At 34.8% G+C, this 22,659-nt stretch carries 22 protein-coding genes, 1 tRNA gene, 1 other RNA gene and 1 riboswitch; of the genes, 14 read left to right on the top strand and 10 right to left on the bottom strand.

What is annotated here, in order from left to right; all coding sequences use genetic code 11:
* Window positions 1-189 precede the first annotated feature (189 nt).
* The gene (gene trmJ, locus ACGH6S_RS00770; protein WP_051634114.1) at window positions 190-879 is read left to right on the top strand and encodes a tRNA (cytosine(32)/uridine(32)-2'-O)-methyltransferase TrmJ; all 690 of its coding nucleotides are present in this window, start codon (window positions 190-192) and stop codon (window positions 877-879) included.
* Between the two features lie 101 nt (window positions 880-980).
* Here the strand turns inward: trmJ and cysS are convergent, their stop codons facing one another.
* From cysS to mog, 5 genes are all read right to left on the bottom strand, one after another.
* Window positions 981-2,378 (bottom strand): cysteine--tRNA ligase, encoded by a 1,398-nt coding sequence (cysS, locus tag ACGH6S_RS00765; protein WP_411578164.1) that lies wholly within the window; start codon window positions 2,376-2,378, stop codon window positions 981-983.
* Window positions 2,379-2,627: 249 nt separating this feature from the next.
* A complete protein-coding gene (locus ACGH6S_RS00760; protein ID WP_065560625.1) occupies window positions 2,628-2,873 on the bottom strand; it encodes a GlsB/YeaQ/YmgE family stress response membrane protein in 246 nt (81 codons plus the stop codon).
* A gap of 305 nt (window positions 2,874-3,178) precedes the next feature.
* Window positions 3,179-4,543 (bottom strand): lysine-sensitive aspartokinase 3, encoded by a 1,365-nt coding sequence (gene lysC, locus ACGH6S_RS00755; protein WP_085164425.1) that lies wholly within the window; start codon window positions 4,541-4,543, stop codon window positions 3,179-3,181.
* A gap of 74 nt (window positions 4,544-4,617) precedes the next feature.
* Window positions 4,618-4,791, bottom strand: a riboswitch (Lysine riboswitch).
* Between the two features lie 108 nt (window positions 4,792-4,899).
* Entirely contained in the window at window positions 4,900-5,358 is a 459-nt protein-coding gene (gene argR / locus ACGH6S_RS00750; protein ID WP_065560627.1) for a transcriptional regulator ArgR, read from the bottom strand.
* Window positions 5,359-5,521: 163 nt separating this feature from the next.
* On the bottom strand, window positions 5,522-6,100 hold the full coding sequence (gene mog / locus ACGH6S_RS00745; protein WP_065589534.1) for a molybdopterin adenylyltransferase: 579 nt from the start codon (window positions 6,098-6,100) through the stop codon (window positions 5,522-5,524).
* A 220-nt stretch (window positions 6,101-6,320) separates the two neighbouring features.
* On the opposite strand from mog, the gene ACGH6S_RS00740 reads away from it, so the two are divergent.
* Together ACGH6S_RS00740 and ACGH6S_RS00735 are read left to right on the top strand one after the other, a co-directional pair.
* Window positions 6,321-7,265 carry an ABC transporter ATP-binding protein gene (locus ACGH6S_RS00740; RefSeq protein ID WP_411578163.1) on the top strand — a complete coding sequence of 315 codons (945 nt, stop codon included), beginning with the start codon at window positions 6,321-6,323 and terminating at the stop codon, window positions 7,263-7,265.
* Window positions 7,258-8,028, top strand: coding sequence for an ABC transporter permease (locus ACGH6S_RS00735; RefSeq protein ID WP_085164429.1), 771 nt, complete (start codon window positions 7,258-7,260; stop codon window positions 8,026-8,028). Before ACGH6S_RS00740 ends, ACGH6S_RS00735 begins: the two co-directional genes overlap by 8 nt.
* Before the next feature lie 60 nt (window positions 8,029-8,088).
* Here the strand turns inward: ACGH6S_RS00735 and ACGH6S_RS00730 are convergent, their stop codons facing one another.
* The 3 genes from ACGH6S_RS00730 to accB form a co-directional block, all read right to left on the bottom strand.
* Complete coding sequence (locus ACGH6S_RS00730) at window positions 8,089-8,727, bottom strand: bifunctional 4-hydroxy-2-oxoglutarate aldolase/2-dehydro-3-deoxy-phosphogluconate aldolase (RefSeq protein ID WP_296207069.1); 639 nt, start codon at window positions 8,725-8,727, stop codon at window positions 8,089-8,091.
* A 65-nt stretch (window positions 8,728-8,792) separates the two neighbouring features.
* Window positions 8,793-10,139: an acetyl-CoA carboxylase biotin carboxylase subunit gene (gene accC / locus ACGH6S_RS00725; protein ID WP_174799493.1), complete on the bottom strand. Its 1,347-nt coding sequence runs from the start codon at window positions 10,137-10,139 to the stop codon at window positions 8,793-8,795.
* 39 nt (window positions 10,140-10,178) lie between these two features.
* A complete protein-coding gene (accB, locus tag ACGH6S_RS00720) occupies window positions 10,179-10,634 on the bottom strand; it encodes an acetyl-CoA carboxylase biotin carboxyl carrier protein (RefSeq protein ID WP_034909700.1) in 456 nt (151 codons plus the stop codon).
* 368 nt (window positions 10,635-11,002) lie between these two features.
* On the opposite strand from accB, the gene ACGH6S_RS00715 reads away from it, so the two are divergent.
* The 6 genes from ACGH6S_RS00715 to ACGH6S_RS00690 all read left to right on the top strand — a co-directional run bounded on the left by ACGH6S_RS00715 (window position 11,003) and on the right by ACGH6S_RS00690 (window position 17,315).
* Window positions 11,003-12,049, top strand: a complete 1,047-nt coding sequence (locus ACGH6S_RS00715) for a rod shape-determining protein (RefSeq protein WP_034909698.1) — start codon at window positions 11,003-11,005, stop codon at window positions 12,047-12,049.
* A gap of 143 nt (window positions 12,050-12,192) precedes the next feature.
* The gene (mreC, locus tag ACGH6S_RS00710) at window positions 12,193-13,035 is read left to right on the top strand and encodes a rod shape-determining protein MreC (RefSeq protein WP_411578162.1); all 843 of its coding nucleotides are present in this window, start codon (window positions 12,193-12,195) and stop codon (window positions 13,033-13,035) included.
* Window positions 13,022-13,507: a rod shape-determining protein MreD gene (gene mreD / locus ACGH6S_RS00705; protein ID WP_034909696.1), complete on the top strand. Its 486-nt coding sequence runs from the start codon at window positions 13,022-13,024 to the stop codon at window positions 13,505-13,507. The genes mreC and mreD overlap by 14 nt, the downstream gene beginning before the upstream one ends.
* A 10-nt stretch (window positions 13,508-13,517) precedes the next feature.
* Window positions 13,518-14,993, top strand: a complete 1,476-nt coding sequence (gene rng / locus ACGH6S_RS00700) for a ribonuclease G (RefSeq protein WP_034909694.1) — start codon at window positions 13,518-13,520, stop codon at window positions 14,991-14,993.
* Window positions 14,994-15,131: 138 nt separating this feature from the next.
* Window positions 15,132-16,589, top strand: coding sequence for a metalloprotease TldD (gene tldD, locus ACGH6S_RS00695; RefSeq protein WP_174799491.1), 1,458 nt, complete (start codon window positions 15,132-15,134; stop codon window positions 16,587-16,589).
* A gap of 30 nt (window positions 16,590-16,619) precedes the next feature.
* Window positions 16,620-17,315: a DedA family protein gene (locus ACGH6S_RS00690; RefSeq protein WP_174799490.1), complete on the top strand. Its 696-nt coding sequence runs from the start codon at window positions 16,620-16,622 to the stop codon at window positions 17,313-17,315.
* A 1-nt stretch (window position 17,316) separates the two neighbouring features.
* Here ACGH6S_RS00690 and rnpB read toward each other — a convergent pair.
* An RNA gene (rnpB, locus tag ACGH6S_RS00685) (RNase P RNA component class A) lies at window positions 17,317-17,699 on the bottom strand.
* A 162-nt stretch (window positions 17,700-17,861) separates the two neighbouring features.
* Entirely contained in the window at window positions 17,862-18,224 is a 363-nt protein-coding gene (gene bamE / locus ACGH6S_RS00680; RefSeq protein WP_174799489.1) for an outer membrane protein assembly factor BamE, read from the bottom strand.
* A gap of 479 nt (window positions 18,225-18,703) precedes the next feature.
* On the opposite strand from bamE, the gene proQ reads away from it, so the two are divergent.
* From proQ to prmB, 5 genes are all read left to right on the top strand, one after another.
* Window positions 18,704-19,252, top strand: coding sequence for an RNA chaperone ProQ (gene proQ / locus ACGH6S_RS00675; protein ID WP_065589543.1), 549 nt, complete (start codon window positions 18,704-18,706; stop codon window positions 19,250-19,252).
* A gap of 9 nt (window positions 19,253-19,261) precedes the next feature.
* Window positions 19,262-21,346, top strand: coding sequence for a carboxy terminal-processing peptidase (gene prc, locus ACGH6S_RS00670; RefSeq protein WP_174799488.1), 2,085 nt, complete (start codon window positions 19,262-19,264; stop codon window positions 21,344-21,346).
* A 14-nt stretch (window positions 21,347-21,360) separates the two neighbouring features.
* A complete protein-coding gene (locus ACGH6S_RS00665) occupies window positions 21,361-21,450 on the top strand; it encodes a YnhF family membrane protein (RefSeq protein ID WP_141672672.1) in 90 nt (29 codons plus the stop codon).
* Window positions 21,451-21,518: 68 nt separating this feature from the next.
* A tRNA-Ser gene (locus ACGH6S_RS00660) sits at window positions 21,519-21,606 on the top strand.
* Window positions 21,607-21,747: 141 nt separating this feature from the next.
* Window positions 21,748-22,641, top strand: a complete 894-nt coding sequence (gene prmB, locus ACGH6S_RS00655) for a 50S ribosomal protein L3 N(5)-glutamine methyltransferase (protein WP_174799487.1) — start codon at window positions 21,748-21,750, stop codon at window positions 22,639-22,641.
* The last annotated feature ends 18 nt before the right edge of the window (window positions 22,642-22,659 follow it).

The raw sequence follows: 22,659 nt of genomic DNA, 5'->3' as shown, positions 1-22,659 counted from the left end.
CAAAGTAATTTTATTAATACTTTTTATTGTATCAATAATAATCAATATTATGCGTCTTAATGTTATTTTAGTACATACTGAATTTTTAAGTTTTTTTATTTTTGGTTTAGATAATATTCTAATGAGGACAATGTGAGTTATTTAGATAATGTGAAGATTGTTTTGGTTGAAACATCTCATACAGGCAATATGGGCTCTGCTGCGAGAGCAATGAAAACCATGGGATTAACTAACCTTTGTTTAGTTAATCCGATCATCAAGCCTGATTCTCAATCGATTTCGTTAGCTGCAGGTGCCAGTGATATTATAAAAAATGCACAAATCTTTTCTTCACTTGAACAAGCCATTGCTGATTGTACTTTAGTGATTGGTACTAGTGCGCGTTCTCGTAGTTTACAGTGGCCATATTTAACTCCCAAAAAGTGTGGCGATAAGATTATTCAAGAAGCCTCAAATCTCCATACTCAAGTCGCTTTGGTATTTGGGCGTGAGCGTGTTGGTTTAACTAATGAAGAATTGCAAAAGTGCCATTATCATGTTGGAATTCCAGCTAACCCTAGTTATAGTTCTTTAAATCTTGCCATGTCGGTACAGGTTTTGTGTTATGAAATTCGCATGTCAATGCTCAATCTTGAAGATCAGCAATCTGAAAAGGAAAATGAGAATATGGCTGAAACTGAGTTTCCTATAGATGCTGATATAGAGCGATTTTACCAGCATTTAGAACAAACTTTGTTACAGACAGGGTTTATTAATGCCAATCATCCAGGACAAATTATGGGGCGTTTGCGTCGATTATTTACACGTGCACGTATTGAACAACAGGAACTAAATATTTTGCGTGGCATTTTAACTTCGATTAATAAAATTTTACATTGATGTCAAATAGAAACACCCACAGATTTGTGGGTGCTATTTTAAGGTTGATACTGTTTAATGTAGTATCTTATCTATTAATCAAAATATCAATTCTAAGTATGTTAGCTTTTAGCTTTTTTGCGCCATGTTGTGCCGTTTTCACTATCTTCAAGAACAATATTCATTGCATTTAGTTTGTCACGAGCTTCATCGGCCTGAGACCAATTTTTGCTTGCTCTTGCTTCGTTACGTTGTTTTATTAATGCTTCGACTAATGCTACATCAACATCATCTTGCTTATCACCTTGTAAAAATTTAACAGGATCTTGCTCTAATAATCCAAGTACTGCTGATAAATAACGTAACTCAGCTGCTAATTCATTAGCAAGTTGCATATTATTATCGGCTTTGGCTTTGTTTATTTCACGAGCCAAGTCAAAAAGCGTTGAATAAGCTTCTGGTGTATTAAAGTCATCATCCATGGCGTTACAAAACTGGCGATAATAATTACTGTCAGGTGTCGTATATGGATGATTCGCATCAGTATCACGCAAGGCTGTATATAGTCGCTCAAGTGCCATTCTTGCTTGTTTTAAATTATCTTCACTATAATTTAACTGACTACGATAATGACCAGATAGTAAGAAATAACGTACTGTTTCAGCATCATAATGCTTTAATACATCGCGAATAGTGAAAAAATTATTGAGTGATTTTGACATTTTTTCTTGGTCGATCATTACCATACCAGAGTGCATCCAGTAATTTACATATTGACCGTTATGCGCACAAGTTGATTGGGCAATTTCGTTTTCATGATGCGGAAACATTAAATCTGAACCACCACCGTGAATATCAAAGTGATTGCCTAATTGATAGCTGTTCATTGCTGAACATTCAATGTGCCAACCAGGGCGACCTTTACCCCATGGTGAATCCCAACTTGGTTCGTTAGGTTTTGACATTTTCCATAATACAAAATCCATTGGATTTTGTTTAACATCAACAACTTCAACTCGAGCACCAGCTTGTAATTGTTCTAAATTTTGGCGAGATAAAATACCGTAATTCGGATCGCTGTCTACCGAAAACATGACATCACCATTATTGGCAATATATGCATGTTTTTTTTCGAGAAGCTCTTCAACTAATTTGATGATTTGTGACATATGATGAGTTGCACGAGGCTCTATATCAGGCCGACGAATATTTAGTGCATCAAAATCGGTATACATTTCTTGTAGCATTCTATCTGTAAGTTGATCACAGGTTTCACCATTTTCGAACGCACGTCTAATTATTTTGTCATCAACATCAGTAATATTACGAACATAAGTTAAATCGTAACCTAAAAAACGTAAATAACGTGCGACAACATCGAAAGCAACGAAAGTACGTCCGTGACCAATATGACAAAGATCGTAAATTGTCACTCCACAAACATAGAGTCCAACTTTATTAGGGGTAATTGGTTGAAATATTTCTTTTTCTCGTGTTAATGTATTGAATATTTTTAACATTATAATCTACAGGGTAAAATTGATGGATTTTGTTAGATAATATAACAAAATTCTGGATATGACGAAATTACTTATTAAGAACTTTGTAAGCAAAATTGAGAAAATGCGTATAACAATATAACTGAATTAAATTTGTTGAGTTTGTATAGATGTTTTTAAGGTTGATGATAAGAAATATGATGTACTATAAATACAAACCTTAATCTTATTTAAATTGGCGGTTTACCCGCCAATTTAAATTAAAATAACTTATTGTTTTAAATGGCGATAGATATAAATGAGTATAATCGATCCAAGTACTGAAATTAACAAACTAGGGAAATTAAATCCAGTTACACTACCCCAACCAAAGAAGGTGCTAATATACCCACCCACTAAGGCTCCTGCTATGCCTAATAAAATAGTTTTAAAAACCCCTACACGTCCTAGTGGCATAAAAAACTTTGCAATCCAGCCGGCAATTAATCCTAGAATAACCCAACTTATAATACCCATGATAATTTCCTTCTTTTATTGAAATTAATTTTAGTTTACTCAAATAAATAAAAAAATCTAACAGATGTTGATGCTCAATGTAATAGTTTTAATCAATTGATTAAAAATAATAAATGACGGTAAATTTTTTAATAATCAATGAATAAGGATTTGGTAGGTAAATGCTGTTGGTAATTTGTTATCTTATGATTTTTTTAATTAAAATTAAAGTATTTGACCATGTTTCCAACTCTGGACATATACTTGATGAATATAGGAAGATAACTAAACGTAATTAAAAGGGAGGTTTAATCTCCCTTTATATATTATTGTTCGAAAATTGTTTTATGTAGAATTTTAATAATTGACTCGGCATCATTGCTTTTTGCTAATAAACAAAGATTGTGAGTACTTGCCCCATAACAGCAAAGCCTAATAATAAATTCATCTAATACACCAAACACTTCTTTTGCAATGCCTCTGGTTGAGGTTAGGTTATTACCAATAATAGCAATGAGAGCTAAATCTTCCTCAATATCGACATGACAAACGGTTGATAATTCATCAAATAATTCTTTTGTTAATAAACTGTTTCCGTTGGTATTGGTACCTGTAGTGTCGATGGTTAGTGCAATACTTACTTCTGATGTAGTTACTAAATCAACCGAAATGTTATGCTTAGCTAATATCGTAAACACATTTGCAAGAAAGCCTTGTGCATGTAGCATATTTAAACTGGTTAGTGTTAGTAAGGTTTGTTTACGACGTAACGCCAATGCTCTGAAAACAGGTAATTTAGATGTGATGCTATTAGTGCTATAAACAATAGTTCCTCCATCTTGTGGCGCTTTACTTGAACCAACAAAGACTGGTATATTGCTACGTACAGCTGGGACTAGCGTTGCTGGGTGTAGTACTTTTGCTCCAAACGTTGCCATTTCGGTCGCCTCCGCAAAAGATATTTCATCAATGCGTTTAGCTGCTGGAGTAATGCGAGGGTCGTTAGTATAAATTCCAGCAACATCAGTCCAAATATCAATTTGAGTTGCACCCAATGCTTCACCTAGTAAAGCTGCTGTATAGTCACTTCCACCTCGTCCTAAAGTAGTGGTTTTTCCAGAACTTTCACTGCCAATAAACCCTTGTGTTACAATGACACAACTATTGTCTAGTGACTTTAAATGGGCACAACAAAGCTGTTTAATATCTTCAATTTTAGGTGTTGCTTTACCAAAGTTATTATTGGTGCGCATAACTTTTCGTACGTCAAACCACATGGCTTTTTTCTGTTTTTCTTTTAATATTTCGACAAACAGTTTTGAAGACATAATTTCACCGTGGCTAACAAGCTCATCGGTTAACGCAGGTGATGTTGCTAAGCTTGCCGCTTCTGACAATGAGGCTATATTGGCAATGATTTGGTCAATTTCAGCACGTAGTTTTGGATTTTCAGGTAATTGTTCTAGAATGTTGTATTGGATAGATTGAATTTTCGCAATATGTTGAGATCTTACTTCAGCGTCACGTCCTTCTGCTAATGCAACTAACAAATTTGTTACGCCAGCGGAGGCTGATAATACAACAACCTTTACGTTAGGGTTAGCTATTACAATATTGGCACTATTAACCATTGCTGGATAATCGGCAACACTAGTACCACCAAATTTAGCTATTATAAATGATGTTTCCATGGATTCCTCATATTAAAAATTTTTATTTTTAACAGAGTTAGAGCGGGCATGTTCTATTTACAATTAAAAAGTACAAACCATGAAGCGCTCCACCTGTTAAGGTGACAACCCAAGGGATTCAGCCCTTGCAGTCGATTTAATTACTTCTGGATGAGTAATCAAACCTCGGCATTACGTCCCCTCGATCATTTATTAGTGGTTCCAGTCCCTAAAATGACTTACCTGAGTAATGCGCCTCTTCGTTTTGCAACTTCTGTTACGAAATCAGCACTATATAGGATTAACGATTTTATTAATTGTGTCAATAGGTTAAAAGTTAAAAATTATTTAGTTGTAATATGGCAAAATGGAAAGATCTATAGCTCTCGTTCAAACAATTCAATAATAGTTTGATATAATTTTTTTACAGTACATTCTTTAGTTGGTGTACTAAAGATTGTATCATCACCAGCAATTGAACCTAAAATACCTTCCGATTTACCAATTGAGTCTAGTAATCGAGCAATGAGTTGAGCTGCGCCTGGGCTAGTACGTATCACCACCATTGAGCTATTGAAATCAATATCAATCACTAAGTTTTTTAATGGGCTACTAGTTGTTGGTACGCTTATTTCTGCAGGTAAACAATAGACCATTTCGGATTTTGCATTTCTGGTTCTTACCGCACCAAATTTGGTTAGCATACGTGAAACTTTTGATTGATTAATGTTATCAAATCCTTGTTCTTGTAACGCTTGTACGATTTCTACTTGTGAACTAAACTTCTCTTGACGAAGCATCTCTTTAAATGTTTTTGTGAGATTAGCTTGTTTCATAATGTTCCTTGGCTTCTAATTTGTTACTCTTTACTACTAATAAATGTCGTTATAAGACTCATAATAAAGTCTAATTGATAATTAAATCAAAATAACTACGACCAATTTTAATGTATCAGTAGCAATTATTATATACATAATTATGCGTTAAATATGCATAAAATTAAAGTGTTGATTTAATAGCATCCTTCGGTCTATAAGATTTCACTATTTGGTCATAGGTTTCAATATAAGGTCCTTCTAGTAGTTGTATACAATAAGGGATACTAGCAAATATGCCACTCACAATAACATTACCTTGATCATCTTTAACACCCTCAAGTGTTTCTTTAATTGATTTTGGTCTACCAGGTAGGTTGATGATTAGACATTTTTTGCGAATAACACCAACTTGCCTAGATAAAATAGCAGTTGGTACAAAATGTAAACTGATCTGACGCATCTGTTCGCCATAACCTGGCATTACACGATCAGCGATTGCTAATGTTGCATCAGGCGTTACGTCTCTAGTCGCAGGGCCTGTGCCACCAGTAGTTAAAATTAAATGGCAATGTTGACTATCAACAAGTTCACATAATGTTTGTTCAATAACAACTTGTTCATCTGGAATAATATGGTTTTCGGTTGTAAATGGTGTTTTCAGTGCTGTTTGCAACCATGATATTAATGATGGTATGCCTTCATCTTGATAAATGCCACTTGATGCTCTATCTGACACTGAAACTAATCCAATCTTAAACATGATACTTATTCCTTAAGCAATAACTTAGACGCAGAATGATAATTAAAGATACGTTATTAGTATTTAATTAATAATATGTGTTTTATTTTAGAAATTATAATTTATTTATATTGATATAAATAAAACTAAAAAGCTCTTTACAATGATTGATTATATTGTCGATTCATTAAACATGATATCATATTATTAAAATAATAATTGATTCACTTAGGATATATTCATGCTATCAATTCCTGCACTTGAGTTAATCTCACTCAAGAAAATCTATAAAAACGGTGTAGAAGCATTAAAAGGTATCGATTTAACTGTACAAGCAGGCGATTTTTATGCTTTGCTGGGACCAAATGGCGCTGGTAAATCAACAACAATAGGTATTATTAGTTCATTAGTGACTAAAACTTGCGGGCAAGTAAAAATCTTTGGTTACGACTTAGATGCCGATATTGTAAATGCTAAAAGACAATTAGGGATTGTACCGCAAGAATTCAATTTTAACCAATTTGAAGAAGTGTTACAAATAGTCACTAATCAAGGTGGTTATTATGGATTGCCCCGAAAAATCGCATTAGAGCGAGCCGAAAAATATTTGCGAGTTTTAGATTTGTGGGATAAACGTCATAGTCGAGCTAACATGCTATCAGGTGGAATGAAAAGGCGATTAATGATAGCCAGAGCTCTCGTGCATGAACCTAAATTATTAATTCTTGATGAGCCGACTGCAGGCGTTGATATTGAATTACGCCGTTCTATGTGGGATTTTTTACGTGAAATCAATCGTCAAGGTATCACAATTATTTTAACTACACATTATTTAGAAGAGGCAGAAATGCTCTGTAGAAATATTGGTATTATTCAAAGCGGCAAATTGATAGCAAACTCATCAATGCGTGAGCTATTGGCGAAAAGCCAATCTGAAACAATTGTTATTGATTATGTGGCAACGCCTAAGCCGATTGAGTTAAATGGCTATAATTATTTCGATGTTGAGCCTGGGATGTTGGAAGTGAAAGTAGATAAACAAAATGGATTAAATCAATTATTTGAACAATTAAATAAACAAAATATTAAAGTTATCAGCGTACGAAATAAAGCGAATCGATTAGAAGAGTTATTTGTTGAGCTGTTGCATAGTGATACTAAACAAAAAGGTGGCATTAATGAATAATTTATATTGGATTGCCTTAAAAAGTATTTGGCGTAAAGAAGTAACCCGATTTTTAAGAATTTGGATTCAAACCTTAATTCCACCTGTTATTACCATGTCGCTTTATTTTATTATCTTTGGTAATTTAATTGGCTCTCGTGTTGGCGATATGGGCGGTTTTAGCTATATGGAATTTATTGTTCCAGGCTTAATAATGATGTCAGTAATTACTAATTCCTATACCAATGTTTGTTCATCCTTTTTTAGTGCTAAATTTCAACGTAACATTGAAGAAATATTGGTGGCACCAGTACCAACAAATATTCTTATTCTAGGATATGTCGGTGGTGGTGTTATGCGCGGTATTTTAACGGGTATTTTGGTTACTGTTGTATCGCTATTCTTTGTTCGCTTCGATGTACATTCTTGGTTGTTTGTTATTTTTACATTGCTATTGACCTCAATTTTATTTTCATTAGCTGGTCTACTCAATGCAGTATTTGCCAAGACGTTTGATGATATAAGCATTATTCCAACATTTGTGTTAACACCATTAACTTATCTAGGCGGTGTTTTTTATTCAATTACAATGCTACCAACATTTTGGCAATGGGTATCGAAAATTAATCCCATTGTTTATATGATTAATGGTTTTCGTTATGGATTTTTGGGAGTGTCAGATGTGCCATTATGGATCACATTTTCAATGCTTATTTTATTTGTAACTGTACTTTATGTAATTGCATGGCGATTGATTGATAGTGGACTAGGATTGAGAAGTTAATTAAAGCTAGGAAATAGTAATTATTATTCCGCCGTATTGTATTGGCGGAATAATAATTAGCTACTGTGCACCAGCAACAGCTTCCTTAGCCATCTCAGTGATTTTAGTAAAATCACCTTTTGCTATGGCATCCGTTGGAATAAACCAAGTTCCACCAACACATAGTACATTATTAAGTGCCAAATAATCACGGTAGTTTTTAGGATTCACACCGCCTGTAGGGCAAAACTTCATGTATCCACAAGGGCCAGAAAATGCCTTTAATGCAGCAACTCCACCATTGATTTCAGCTGGGAAGAATTTTAATGCCGTTAAACCATATTCTTGGGCTTTTAATAATTCAGAAATAGTTGCAATACCAGGAATAACAGGGATAGGGCCTGCAACTGCAGCTTCTAAAATAGCATCGGTAATTCCTGGTGTAATAACAAACTCTACACCAGCTTCAGTAACTTGTTTTAGTTGTTCAACACTAGTTACTGTTCCTGCTCCTACAATTGCTTCAGGAACCTCTTTGATGATTTTCTTAATTGCTTCAATCGCACAAGCTGTTCTTAACGTTACTTCTAGTACCTTCACTCCACCAGCAATAAGAGCTTTAGCTAGTGGTACAGCATCCTCAATTCGTTCAATAACGATAACCGGAACCACTGGTCCCATAGTTAAAATTTCTTCAGCACTTCGTTTCCATTTTTTCATTTGTTTCTACCCATACCTTATTGATACTATAAAGCAATAATCCCTAATAAATAGGGATTATTTTGTTATTCATAAATACCTAATTTCTTTTCTAAATAATGGATATTTGTGCCACCTTTTTGGAAGCCCTTATCGTTCATAATATCAATATGAAGATCAATATTGGTTTTGATCCCATCAATAACCAGTTCGGCTAACGCATTTTTCATACGTGCTATAGCAACCTCACGTGTTTCACCATAAGCAATTAATTTACCAATCATTGAGTCATAGTAAGGTGGGACACTATAACCAGCATAAATATGTGATTCCCAACGAATGCCAAAGCCACCTGGTGCATGGAAGCGAGTGATTTTCCCTGGTGATGGCATAAACGATTTGGGATCTTCAGCATTAATTCTACATTCAATCGCATGACCTTTAATTTCAATATCACTTTGTTTAATTGAAAGTGGTTTGCCGGCTGCAATTAAAATTTGTTCCCTAATTAGATCAACACCGGTTATCATTTCAGTAACAGGATGTTCTACTTGAATACGGGTATTCATTTCAATGAAATAAAACTCGCCATTTTCAAATAAAAATTCGAATGTGCCAGCTCCTCGGTAGCCAATCTCGATACATGCATTAACGCAACGTTCACCGATGAATTTGCGCATTTTTGGCGTAATACCAATAGCTGGTGCCTCTTCAACAACTTTCTGATGTCGTCTTTGCATTGAGCAGTCTCGTTCACCCAAATACACAGCATTTCCTTGACCATCAGAAAGTACCTGAATTTCAATATGACGTGGATTTTCAAGGAATTTTTCCATGTAAACCATATCATTATTGAAAGCAGTTTTGGCCTCTAACTTGGTCATTTTGATAGATTGTTCAAGATCATTTTCTTCACGAACAATACGCATGCCTCGTCCGCCACCGCCACCAGAAGCTTTAATAATAACAGGATAGCCAATTTGCTTGGCAATTTGTTTATTAATTTCAATATCACTACTTAGAGGGCCATCTGAACCAGGTACACAAGGAACACCTGCTTTTTTCATGGCGTGAATTGCTGATACTTTATCACCCATAAGGCGAATAGTATCCGGTTTAGGGCCAACAAAAATAAATCCAGATCGCTCAACTTGTTCAGCAAAATCTGCATTTTCAGATAAGAAACCATAACCTGGATGAATAGCAGCTGCTCCAGTTACTTCCGCAGCTGAAATTAATGCAGGAACGTTAAGGTAACTTTTTACCGAAGCTGCTGAGCCAATACAGACGGTTTCGTCTGCAAGTAATACATGTTTTAAATCTTTATCTGCCGTAGAATGAACGGCGACAGTTTTTATTCCAAGTTCTTTACATGCTCGTAAGATACGTAGAGCTATTTCTCCACGATTCGCAATAAGAATTTTATCAAGCATATTCAATCTCTTAATCGTATTGTCAATAATAAATTCAGATTATTCAATAATGAATAGTGGCTGATCAAATTCAACTGGTTGACCATTTTCAACCAATATGGCTTTTATTGTACCAGCTTTTTCTGACTCAATTTGGTTCATCATTTTCATCGCTTCAACGATGCAAAGCACATCGCCAACATTTACTGTTTGGCCAATTTCAACAAAAGCTTTTGATTCAGGGCTCGGTGTACGATAAAAAGTTCCAACCATTGGGGATTTAATTGTTGTACCATCAGTTACCACATTATCAGTTACAACTTCTGTTTGAACGGTTGGAGCAACTACAACAGGAGCTGGTTGAGGAATTTGAATATTTTGTACTGGCGCCGAATAGTTTGTAGTAGGAGCTGCTCGACTAATTCGAACTGATTCCTCACCTTCAGAAATTTCAAGCTCTGAAATACCTGACTCTTCAACTAATTCAATTAACTTTTTAATTTTGCGTATATCCATGAATTACACCGTGTTTATTTGATATAAGTAACAATTATTTAAATGCATCCTTATTATCGACTAAAGCTGTTTTTTAGTCGGTAATAAAGTTGTAACTCAACATTAACGCGGAAGAATACACTGTAAAACAGATTTTGTCATTATATATCTCCTTTACAATCACTTGTTATACTATTTTCTAGGTATTATTTTATAATTGCGATACAATATCGACCGTTAATTACTATTGAGATTTGCTATGGTTTGAAAGGATTAAATAATACTCCATTTAGCCTTGATAAATTTGAAATATTTATTTTTTGATTCCATGGTGGTTTTTAATACTGAAATATACTTAAACAAGATTAATTCTAGGAAGAGTTTTTATTATGTTCAAAAAAGTTCGTGGCTTGTTTTCAAATGATTTATCAATCGATTTAGGTACAGCGAATACACTTATTTATGTAAAAGGGCAAGGTATAGTATTAAACGAACCTTCTGTTGTAGCGATTCGCCAAGATCACCGCACAGGTACTCCAAAAAGTGTTGCTGCTGTTGGGCATGCTGCGAAACTAATGTTAGGGCGAACACCAGGTAATATAGCAGCCATTAGACCGATGAAAGATGGCGTTATTGCTGATTTTTCTGTTACTGAAAAAATGTTACAGCACTTTATCCGTCAAGTTCATAGCCATAGTTTTTTAAGACCAAGTCCTCGCGTACTTGTTTGTGTTCCTGTAGGTGCTACGCAAGTTGAACGCAGAGCTATCCGAGAGTCAGCCTTAGGCGCAGGGGCTCGTGAAGTGTATTTAATTGAAGAACCAATGGCAGCTGCTATTGGTGCTGATTTACCTGTATCTGCGCCTACTGGTTCAATGGTTGTTGATATTGGTGGTGGAACTACCGAAGTGGCTGTCATTTCGCTAAATGGTGTTGTTTATTCTGCATCTGCTCGTATTGGTGGTGACCGATTTGATGAAGCGATTATTAACTACGTTCGTCGCAATTATGGTGCTTTAATTGGCGAGGCAACTGCCGAAAAAATCAAACATTTTATTGGCAGTGCTTATCCTGGCGATGAAGTTCTTGAAATTGAAGTGCGTGGGCGCAATCTTGCTGAAGGTGTGCCGCGTAGCTTTACCTTAAACTCTAATGAAATTTTAGAAGCATTACAAGAGCCATTAAGCGGTATTGTTAGTGCGGTAAAAGTTGCATTAGAGCAGTGCCCTCCTGAGCTTGCTTCTGATATTTCAGAACATGGTATGGTTTTAACCGGTGGTGGTGCTCTATTACGTAATATTGATAAGTTATTATCGGCTGAAACAGGTATTCATGTAGTAGTGGCTGAAGATCCATTAACGTGCGTTGCCAGAGGTGGCGGCAAGGCGCTAGATATGGTTGATATGCATGGTGGTGATCTATTTAGTGAAGAGTAATTAATAAGTTATTGTTAATTATTTTTATGTTGATAAAACAATAACTAAGCATGAATCTCACATTTTTCCCGCCGACAATCGTGTCGGTGGAGTCATATTTTGAAATAATTAGATCTTGAGCTTTAAACAGGTAAGTACCGGCAATGAAATTACTTTTTTCTAAACGCTCCCCTCTTAGTGTACAATTATTTACTTCTCTGGCGTTAGCCTTGGTTCTAATTGTATTAGATATCAATTATCGTCCATTTAAAGAAATTCGTTATTATTTAGATACCCTTATTTCTCCTCTATATTATGTTTCAAATGCACCAAAGTCGTCGTTTAATTCTCTCTACGAGATGTCCAAAACACGAGAAACATTAATAAATGAAAATGCAAATTTGCATGCAGATTTATTACAACAAAAAAACGATCTATTGTTACTTGAGCATCTAAAACATGAAAATGATAGACTTCGCGAATTGTTAGGTTCACCTTTAAGGCATGATGAACAAAAGATGGCTGCACAAGTATTGCTTATAGACACTGATCCTTATATCTATCAATTTGTTGTAAATAAAGGTAAACAAGATGGTGTTTATGTTGGGCAACCTGTTGTTGATGAAAAAGGGATTGTAGGGCAAATTTATGAAACAGCCCAATCTACTAGTCGTGCAATTTTATTGTGCGATTATCAACATGCGATACCCGTACAAGTATTAAGAAACGACATTGGTATGATTGCTGTGGGAAACGGGTGTAGTAATGACTTAACATTAGAATTTATGCCTAATAACGTTGATGTAAAAGTCGGCGATGTTTTAGTTACTTCAGGGCTTGATGGCCGTTTTCCAGAAGGATATCCGGTAGCCGTAGTTAGTTCAGTAAAACTTGATATTACAGATTCAACCCCAATTATTTCAGCAACACCAACAGCGGATTTGAAGCGTTTACGTTATTTATTGTTATTGTGGGGAAATCAAGGAGTAAAACATGAGGGGTCGTAATCGAATAATAATTATTTGGATAACGCTATTAATAGGCTTATGTTTACAAATCATTCCGTGGTCTCCATCATATAGTATATTTAAACCACATATACTGATCTTAATTTTTGCTTATTGGTTGATAGCGCTTCCTCATCGAGTTGGGATTGGTACTGCATTTGTTTTTGGAACTATAATGGATCTATGTACTGGTTCTATTTTAGGAATCCATGCCTTTATTTATTCATTTATTGCTTATTTATTTGTTTTTAAATTCCAATTGATACGTAATTTAGCGTTATGGCAACAGTCGTTTATCATCTTTGGGATATCGATATGTTATAATTTACTGGTATTTTTATTTCAAGTCTGTATTTATCATACTATAACAATATCGCCATTGATTTTTATATCAAGCTGTATAGATAGTCTATTATGGATTGGTATCTATTTATTTTTACGACTAATAAGACGAAGCTTTGCTATCAATTAAAAGGAAATCTATGTCTGTTGAATTATTAATGAATGTAACGCCATCTGAAACTCGAGTTGCTTATATCGAAGATGGTGTATTGCAAGAAATCCATGTTGATCGTGAGTCTAGACGCGGTATTGTTGGAAATATTTATAAAGGTAAGATCATTCGTATTTTGCCTGGCATGCAAGCCGCTTTTGTAGATATTGGTCTTGATAAAGCTGCCTTTTTGCATGCATCAGATATTATGCCTCATACTGAGTGCGTATCAGATACAGAGCAAGAACAATTTCAAGTAAAAGATATCTCTGAACTTGTTCGCCAAGGACAGGACTTAATGGTACAAGTGGTTAAAGATCCATTGGGAACTAAAGGAGCTAGGCTTACAACCGATATTACTTTGCCATCACGTTATTTGGTATTAATGCCTGGATCAAATTCTGCGCATGTTGCCACATCACAACGCATAGAAAGTGAACAAGAACGTGAAAGGTTAAAAAATATTGTTGAGCAATATGTGACAACAGAAGCTGGTTTTATTGTTAGAACAGCCGCAGAAGGTGCAAGTGCGCATGAGTTAGAACAAGATGCCAATTTTTTAAAACGACTTTGGACTAAAATTCAAGAACGCATGGCTCGCCCAGTAAGTAAGAATCTAGTTTATGGGGAATTGGCATTATCCCAACGAGTATTGCGCGATTTTGTTGGTGATCCAATTGAACGAATTTTAGTAGATTCAAAATTAACTTATGATTTATTGGTTGAATTTACAAAAGAATTTATGCCTGAAGTAACCAATAAACTATCTCTTTATCGTGGTAATATTCCTATTTTCGATCTTTATGATACCGAAAATGAGATTCAAAGAGCATTAGATCGTAAAGTGAAATTAAAGTCTGGTGGGTATTTAATTATTGATCAAACCGAAGCCATGACTACTATTGATATCAATACTGGTGCATTTGTAGGTCATCGAAATTTAGAAGAAACGATTTTTAATACTAATATTGAGGCAACAATAGCAATTGCCCGCCAATTACGTTTGCGTAATTTGGGGGGCATTATTATTATTGATTTTATTGATATGCAAGAAGATTTGCATCGTGAACGGGTGTTACAATCGCTGCATGATTCTTTATCTAAAGATAGAGCTAGAACAACTGTTAATTTATTTTCGAGTTTAGGATTAGTCGAAATGACTCGCAAGCGAACACGTGAAAGTATAGGGCATATTCTGTGTGAAGAATGTCCAGCATGTAAAGGTCGTGGTATGGTCAAATCGGTAGAAACAGTTTGCAACGAAATATTACGTGATATAGTTCGTGTTTATAAAGCGCATCATTCAGAATACTTTTTGGTTTATGCCTCGGCTGCTGTGGCTAATGCTTTAACTAATGATGAGTCCCATGCTTTAGCTGAAGTTGAGGTGTTTGTGGGTAAACGTGTTGAAGTAAAAGTTGAACCACTTTATATTCAAGAACAATATGATGTTGTATTAATGTAGAAGCAATATCTTGTAAAAAAGTTTCAGGTAACTATACGTTTCAGTATAAAAATGATGAAAGTTAAATAATCGTTATGATCAACTAGTTATAATCGATTATCAAAGTACTTTCATTCACAATTAGAATTTAAGGAATTTATGATAGTAACTCAAGTGAGTGAACGACTACTCAACCCAAATAATCTAAACCAACAAGATCTTTCGCATTTGCTTGATATGTTGAGCTCAAGGGAAATTGATTTTGGTGATTTGTATTTTCTATCTGGTTATTATGAAAACTGGTTACTTGAAGATGGTATTATAAAAAATGCCTCATTTCATCGTGACCAAGGAGTTGGTGTTAGAGCCGTTGTTGGCGAAAAAACAGGGTTTGCTTATACTGATCAGCTTTCATTAGCGCGGTTAGAACAAAGCATATTTGCAGCGAATTCAATCACTAAAATACAAACACCTATCAAAGTGACGCCATTTAAATCTGCTCAAACAGTATCTATATACTCGTCAATCAACCCGATCAATTCTTTTTCTAAAGAACAGAAAATTGAATTGTTGCAACAAATTGACCACTTAGCACGCTCAATCGATCCTAGAGTTATTGAAGTTTCAGCCAGTTTGACTGGAAGTTATGAAGATATTTTAATAGCAGCAACTGATGGTACATTAAAAGCTGACATTCGTCCTTTGGTGCGTTTATCCGTTTCAGTTTTGGTTGAAAAAGAGGGTAGACGTGAGCGAGGAAGTAGTGGTGGCGGTGGTCGATTTGGGTATGAATATTTTTTAACAATCAACCCAAAAACATCAGAAAGTTATGCTGACAGCTATGCCCGAGAAGCCGTGCGTCAAGCATTCGTTTCTCTTTCTGCTAAAGCTGCGCCAGCAGGAACAATGCCTGTTGTTTTAGGTGCTGGTTGGCCTGGCGTTTTGTTACATGAGGCTGTAGGCCATGGCTTAGAAGGCGATTTCAATCGTAAAAATAGTTCAGTTTTTTCTGGGAAAATTGGTGAACAAGTCACCTCAGAAGTTTGCACTATTGTTGATGATGGTACAATTGAAAACCGTCGAGGCTCACTATCTATTGATGACGAAGGTACTCCAAGCCAAAAAACAGTGCTTATTGAAAATGGTATTTTAAAAGGCTATATGTTTGATAAGATTAACGCAAAATTGATGAATACATGTTCAACTGGTAATGGTCGTCGTGAAGGATATGCATACTTACCTATGCCAAGAATGACCAATACCTATATGTTGGCAGGAAATTCTTCTTTTGACGATATCATTAGTAGCGTCGATTATGGTCTTTATGCACCTAATTTTGCTGGTGGACAAGTAGATATCACCTCTGGTAAGTTTGTGTTTTCAACTTCAGAAGCTTACTTAATTGAAAAGGGAAAAATAACAACTCCAGTTAAAGGTGCCACATTAATCGGTTCAGGTATAGAAACTATGCAGCAAATATCTATGGTAGGTAATGATTTAGCATTAGATTCTGGTGTAGGTGTTTGTGGTAAAGCAGGGCAGAGCGTACCTGTTGGGGTTGGGCAACCCACTTTAAAAGTGGATAATTTAACCGTTGGTGGTACCATTAACCACTAATAATAATACATCAATGGGATTTAAAAATAGATGGAAACAATAATTACACTTTATCATGCGTTTGTTAATTTGGACATTGCAACGCTTTCAAACCCTAATGTGCTATGGACACTATATGGGATGTTGTTTGTCATTATTCTTTTAGAAAATGGCGTTTTACCAGCGGCTTTTTTACCTGGAGACAGTCTATTATTCTTAACTGGTGTGTTAATTAGCCAAAATGTATTCCATTTTGGTTTAATTAATTTTGTTTTAATTGCTGGCGCTGCTTTAGGTACTTGGTTAGGTTATGCTCAAGGACTTTGGCTTGGTAATACTAAGCTTGTCCAAGGTTGGATGGCACATATACCTGAAAAATATCATCATAAATCTGAAGTATTATTCCATAAGTACGGATTACAAGCGCTATTTATTGGGAGATTTATTGCTTTTGTACGTACATTATTACCGATGATGGCTGGATTATCAGGACTACACAGTCGAAAATTCCATATTTATAATATAATCAGTGCTACATTATGGATTTTCTTGATTGTAACATTAGGTTACCTATTTGGATTATCACCAGTTTTCAAAGAGTATGAAAAGCAGATCATGTCTTTATTAATGCTAATACCTGTTTTGTTGTTGGTGTTAGGGTTAATTTTTTCAATTTTTCTCGCTGTTAAGCGCTCTTTAAGCAATAAAAAGCAATCTAAAATTGGATTAAACGATAACAAGAAGTAGAAAGTGAAATTAACCGATAAGCCGGGTTCTGTCGTGGACAATCATTCCTCTAGGCTAATACTCACGCATTAGCTCAAGCAGTCTACCCGGATTCAACGCGGGCCACGCCAATGAATCCCTATTTGACCTTGCTCCGAGTGGAGTTTACCGTGCCACAACTGTTACCAGTTGCGCGGTGTGCTCTTACCACACCCTTTCACCCTTACCTGATCTTATAAAATAAGCCATCGGCGGTTTTCTCTCTGTTGCACTTGTCGTGAATTTTCACTCTCGCAAAAATCCCCCAGGCGTTACCTGGCACTCTGCCCTATGGAGCCCGGACTTTCCTCCCCTTTGTTTATTTCTTTATAAAAACAACAAAGCAGCGATTGTCTGGTTAATTTCGTTAATGAGTATAACCTAAAGCGCAATATTGTCCAGAGATGTCTTTTCTTTAGGAAATAGATGACTGAAATTTAAACATGAGTAAAGTAATGTAATTCCATAGGATTGAAATAACAAATTCTTAGCACATCTTGTTGATGTGCTATAAAACAAGATAATTTATTACCATTTTTTCTGTCGTTGGTTTTCATCATAATTGAACCATGTTACTACCCCTTTAGACATAATAATATCAAGCTTTCCTTCAATAATATTGTATTGCGTTTCGCCAATTAACATATGACTTGTTGAGCTCTTTTTAGTGTATTGATATGTCCACTGTGTTTCGTTGCTATTGATAGCGGTTTTTGTTGTTGGCTCACCAAATAGGGACAAAATCTGAGCTTCAGTTGATGACCCTTCAACAATTTTGCTTACTTTTGCGTTATTAAGCGGTGTGCCTTGCTCAACAAGATTTTTTTGTGTACATGCTGATAAAGCAAGTATAGAACAAAGGATGAGCAGAAATTTTTTAATATTTTTCATGATATAGTTGCCTATTGTGTTAATTTGTAGTTGATATGAAATGTGAATTGATAATAGCATATGTTTTATAACGTTCAAGATAGGGCAACTGAAGGTATAATTAAAAAATTTAATTCGTTAGTGCTGTACTTTTTTAATGTAATCAGATTTTCTTTTCTATACCATTCACTAAATTTTATTTCCATTTTTTAATTTATCTTAGTTTATAACCATAAGTATCTATGTTATTCTTTTCTACCCAATACAAGAGAAAATTTGATAGTTTAATTTGTTTTAGTATTTATTTTAATCGATTTTGAGTGGTAGCATTTAATTAGCTATCAACTAATGAATAAGCTGTTTGGCTTTTATGCCAAATACATACAGATATTAAAGATTTTATAACAATTTATTAATAAACCGAAAAAGATAGTTAGTGTTATTATATAAGCTGCGATATACTTTAACGCTAGTAAAATTTAGTTGCTATGGAATAACCAATGGAAAAACAGTTTCAATTAACAAATAGTAAAGAGATTATTGCTTATTTAGCTCAACAATTCCCAAATTGTTTTACCCTTGAAGGTGAGGCAAAGCCATTAAAGATTGGAATTTTTCAAGATATTATTTCTCGTTTAGATGGTAATGACGAACTTAGTAAAACTAAACTCCGTGCCGCACTGCGCTCATACACAATGAGTTGGCGTTACTTATATAGTATAAAAGAAGGAGCCAATCGTGTTGATTTAGATGGTAATCCTACTGAGGTTATTAGCCAAGAACAGATAGATCATGCGCTACAACAGTTGAAAGAGAGCAAAGAAAAAGCTAAAGAGCGTTTTAAAGAACGTGAAAAAGAAAAACGTAAAGCTACTCGGATGCTTCCTAAAAAAGCTAAAGCTTTAAAAATTGGTGATTTTGTTAAAGTTATAGTAGGTAATAAACCTATAAAAGTACAAGTCATTAATATTGAAAAAGAGCATATTAAGGTAAAGGTTGGTGCAGGTATGGAGTTAACGGTCAAACCTGAACATATTATCAATAAGTAGAGAGTTTGAATGAATAAATTACTCAATGGTATTATTACACTTAGCCTTATTTTGGGTATTTTTAGCCAAAATGTTCAGGCAAAACCGCAAGCTAATGAACAAATACCAGTTCTAAAGCAAGATGATATCCACCAAGTTGTTGCTAAGCGTGTAACGAATTTTTTTACTCAATCACATTATCGTAATTTTTCCTTGGATGGTGCTTTTTCAGCTCAGATTTTTGATCGCTATTTCAAATTATTGGATGGTAGTAAATCCATTTTTATTCAAAGTGATGTTGATGGTTTTCGAAATAGACAAGAGTCTTTAGGTCAAGAATTAATCGATGGTAATTTAAAGACGGCTTATGATATTTACAATCTTTTTTTGAAAAAACGTTATGACCGTTATCAATATGCTCTTGAGGTTTTACAACGGCCTATGGATTTTTCTGCCAATGATGAAATTGATTTTAATCGTGAAGAAATTGCTTGGCCGACATCAGAAAACGAACTTAATGTTTATTGGGATAAGCGTGTTAAATATGATGAATTGAGTTTATCCTTATCGGGAAAAAATGAAAAAGAGATCCGTAAAGTTTTAAGTAAACGTTACAATCGCGTTTTAAAAACGATAATGCAATCAAATAATGAAGATGCCTTTCAAGTATTTATGAATGCATTTGCCAGAGAAATTGATCCTCACACTAGTTATTTGGCACCACGTAAAAAACGAGATTTTGATTCCGAAATGAGTTTATCATTTGAAGGTATCGGTGCAACATTAAGCCAGCAAGATGACTATACGGTGATTATGTCTTTTGTAACAGGCGGACCTGCTGAAAAGAGTAAGTTACTTACCATCGGGGATAGGATTATTGGAGTAGGTCAAAGTAATTCAGCGATTGAAGATGTTATTGGGTGGCGCTTGGATGATATTGTCGATAAAATTCGTGGACCTAAAGGTACTGTTGTAAGATTGGAAATTTTACCTGCTGGTAATAATAGTAAGGCAAAAGTAATTGAGCTCACTCGTGATAAGATTCATTTTGAAGATAGAGAAGCGAAATTAAATATTATCGATAATCCACGTGGTAAAGTTGGCGTTATTGAAATACCAAGTTTCTATATGGGATTAACGGAAAAAGTTGAAGGACTCTTATCAAAAGCAAATAAAGAAAATTTGCAAGGTTTAGTTATTGATTTACGTGATAATGGCGGTGGTTCGTTAACCGAAGTTATCAATTTAACTGGCTTATTCATTGATACTGGACCAGTTGTTCAAGTACGTGATAATTTACAAAAAGTCATCACTTACAATGATAAGAATAAAGGTATCGAATACACCGGGCCACTTGTTGTTATGATTAATCGTTATAGTGCATCAGCATCAGAAATATTTTCTGCGGCTATGCAAGATTATGGGCGAGCATTAATAGTTGGTGAAACCACTTATGGTAAGGGAACCGTCCAAACTTCTCGTAACATCTCTTATCCAGTTGATGCAAGACTACATCCAAGTTGGCCTGAACTTGGAGGGGCTCAATATACTATTCAGAAGTTTTATCGTATCAATGGCGGTAGCACACAATTAAAAGGCGTTGAGCCAGATATTGAAATGAATAAAGTTAAGTATGTTGATGAAACGGGAGAACGTTTTTTAGATAACGCACTACCGTGGGATAAAATACCATCAGCTGATTATTTGACTCTTGCCAATATTAAGCCATTGTTGCCTGATTTAGAATCACAACATTTAGCCAGAATTTCACATAATCCTGAATTTATGTATATTGATGAAGATATCAAACGATTTAATGATAAAAAAGATCGTCAATATATTGTTTCACTTAATAAGAAAAAACGAGAAGTAGAACAAAAAAATAATGAGGAACGTGATTTAAAAAGAACTAATGCACGTTTAAATAAGGTAGGTTTACCATCAATTACTAAATTAGATGATTTACCAAAAAATTATAAAAAACCTGATCCTTACTTAGATGAATCTATCGAGATACTTCTTGATTTTGCACCTAAGTATCCCAAAATCAAAGGCAATAACTCTATTAAAGAGGTTATTACGTTTGATTTACCAATCGAGAAAGCTAATAAATAATTGGAGATAACATAATGGATTCAAATTTAAAATATGCTTTAATCACAACTATTGCTGTGTTAGCTGTTTTGGCAACATTTGGTTTTATTGTTTGTATGAATTAAAAAGCTTGATTAATTAGTTGGTGATCATTATAGTATGCAACCTGCTTTTGAAAAGCGGGTTCTAATGAGGTGAGGTGTCCGAGTGGTTGAAGGAGCACGCCTGGAAAGTGTGTATACGGCAACGTATCAAGGGTTCGAATCCCTTCCTCACCGCCATATTGAGTCATTAAAAGATGGAATCATTAGTTCATAACGCTATAAAACTAGCTATCTAGATTATTTTAATAGTTCGTAGTTTATAGTTGTTATTTAAAATGACAAACAATACCTTCCTCTCCTAAATCATTTGGAGTTATTATGGAAAACTTACGCACAGTTCAAGACTTTATACGTTGGACAGCATCACAACTTAGTCTATCAGATGTCTTTTTAGGTCATGGTACAGATAATCCTATTGATGAGTCTAAACAATTAATTTTAACAACGTTAGGATTATCGTTGTTTATTCCTGAAGAATTTTATTCCGCTAATCTAACTAATGATGAAAAAAATCAAATTATTGACATTATTCAAAAGCGAATAAAAGATCGTGTACCAACCCCTTATTTAACTAACCAAGCTTGGTTTTGTGGACATGCTTTTTATGTGGATGAGCGTGTATTAATTCCTCGTTCTCCTATTGGTGAACTAATTGATAACCATTTTGAGCAAATAATATTAACTGAACCTAAAAATATTCTAGATCTATGTACTGGTAGTGGCTGTATAGGGATTGCTTGCGCTTATGAGTTTGCTGATGCTCAAGTTGATATAACTGATATTTCATTAGAAGCATTAGATATCGCCCAAACAAATATTGAGATGCACGAAATGGATTTTCAAGTTACTCCTATTTTGTCAGATCTATTTGATGATGTGCCTGAAAAACAATACGATCTGATTGTCACTAATCCGCCTTATGTTGATAGTGAAGATATGAGTGATTTGCCAGATGAGTTTTTATATGAACCTAAATTAGCATTAGAAGCGGGCTTTGATGGTTTAGATCTGGTAAAAAAAATTTTACGAGATGCGATAAATTATTTAACACCAGCAGGTGTATTAGTTTGTGAAGTCGGCAATAGTTGGGTTAGCTTACAACAACAATATCCCGATGTCCCTTTTAATTGGATAGAATTTGAACGTGGTGGGTTGGGTGTATTTTCTATCACACGTGAAGAACTGATTCAATATCATTACTGTTTTAAATAAACTGTTATTAATCATTGG

This window comes from Gilliamella sp. BG3 (assembly GCF_046635605.1).
GTDB lineage: Bacteria > Pseudomonadota > Gammaproteobacteria > Enterobacterales > Orbaceae > Gilliamella > Gilliamella bombi.
Note: the sequence above shows the minus strand (reverse complement) of the source record. Positions and strands in the feature narration are given on the sequence as shown.

What these genes read in the sequence shown, in the direction of transcription:
- ACGH6S_RS00715 (WP_034909698.1), top strand. Translation starts at nt 11,003, where the DNA reads ATGTTCAAAAAAGTTCGTGGCTTGTTTTCAAATGATTTATCAATCGAT.
- prmB (WP_174799487.1), top strand. Translation starts at nt 21,748, where the DNA reads ATGGAAAACTTACGCACAGTTCAAGACTTTATACGTTGGACAGCATCA.
- bamE (WP_174799489.1), bottom strand. Translation starts at nt 18,224, where the DNA reads ATGAAAAATATTAAAAAATTTCTGCTCATCCTTTGTTCTATACTTGCT.
- mreD (WP_034909696.1), top strand. Translation starts at nt 13,022, where the DNA reads ATGAGGGGTCGTAATCGAATAATAATTATTTGGATAACGCTATTAATA.
- trmJ (WP_051634114.1), top strand. Translation starts at nt 190, where the DNA reads ATGGGCTCTGCTGCGAGAGCAATGAAAACCATGGGATTAACTAACCTT.
- argR (WP_065560627.1), bottom strand. Translation starts at nt 5,358, where the DNA reads ATGAAACAAGCTAATCTCACAAAAACATTTAAAGAGATGCTTCGTCAA.
- ACGH6S_RS00665 (WP_141672672.1), top strand. Translation starts at nt 21,361, where the DNA reads ATGGATTCAAATTTAAAATATGCTTTAATCACAACTATTGCTGTGTTA.
- rng (WP_034909694.1), top strand. Translation starts at nt 13,518, where the DNA reads ATGTCTGTTGAATTATTAATGAATGTAACGCCATCTGAAACTCGAGTT.
- mreC (WP_411578162.1), top strand. Translation starts at nt 12,193, where the DNA reads ATGAAATTACTTTTTTCTAAACGCTCCCCTCTTAGTGTACAATTATTT.
- ACGH6S_RS00760 (WP_065560625.1), bottom strand. Translation starts at nt 2,873, where the DNA reads ATGGGTATTATAAGTTGGGTTATTCTAGGATTAATTGCCGGCTGGATT.
- ACGH6S_RS00735 (WP_085164429.1), top strand. Translation starts at nt 7,258, where the DNA reads ATGAATAATTTATATTGGATTGCCTTAAAAAGTATTTGGCGTAAAGAA.
- ACGH6S_RS00740 (WP_411578163.1), top strand. Translation starts at nt 6,321, where the DNA reads ATGCTATCAATTCCTGCACTTGAGTTAATCTCACTCAAGAAAATCTAT.
- proQ (WP_065589543.1), top strand. Translation starts at nt 18,704, where the DNA reads ATGGAAAAACAGTTTCAATTAACAAATAGTAAAGAGATTATTGCTTAT.
- accB (WP_034909700.1), bottom strand. Translation starts at nt 10,634, where the DNA reads ATGGATATACGCAAAATTAAAAAGTTAATTGAATTAGTTGAAGAGTCA.
- ACGH6S_RS00690 (WP_174799490.1), top strand. Translation starts at nt 16,620, where the DNA reads ATGGAAACAATAATTACACTTTATCATGCGTTTGTTAATTTGGACATT.
- cysS (WP_411578164.1), bottom strand. Translation starts at nt 2,378, where the DNA reads ATGTTAAAAATATTCAATACATTAACACGAGAAAAAGAAATATTTCAA.
- mog (WP_065589534.1), bottom strand. Translation starts at nt 6,100, where the DNA reads ATGTTTAAGATTGGATTAGTTTCAGTGTCAGATAGAGCATCAAGTGGC.
- prc (WP_174799488.1), top strand. Translation starts at nt 19,262, where the DNA reads ATGAATAAATTACTCAATGGTATTATTACACTTAGCCTTATTTTGGGT.
- accC (WP_174799493.1), bottom strand. Translation starts at nt 10,139, where the DNA reads ATGCTTGATAAAATTCTTATTGCGAATCGTGGAGAAATAGCTCTACGT.
- ACGH6S_RS00730 (WP_296207069.1), bottom strand. Translation starts at nt 8,727, where the DNA reads ATGAAAAAATGGAAACGAAGTGCTGAAGAAATTTTAACTATGGGACCA.
- lysC (WP_085164425.1), bottom strand. Translation starts at nt 4,543, where the DNA reads ATGGAAACATCATTTATAATAGCTAAATTTGGTGGTACTAGTGTTGCC.
- tldD (WP_174799491.1), top strand. Translation starts at nt 15,132, where the DNA reads ATGATAGTAACTCAAGTGAGTGAACGACTACTCAACCCAAATAATCTA.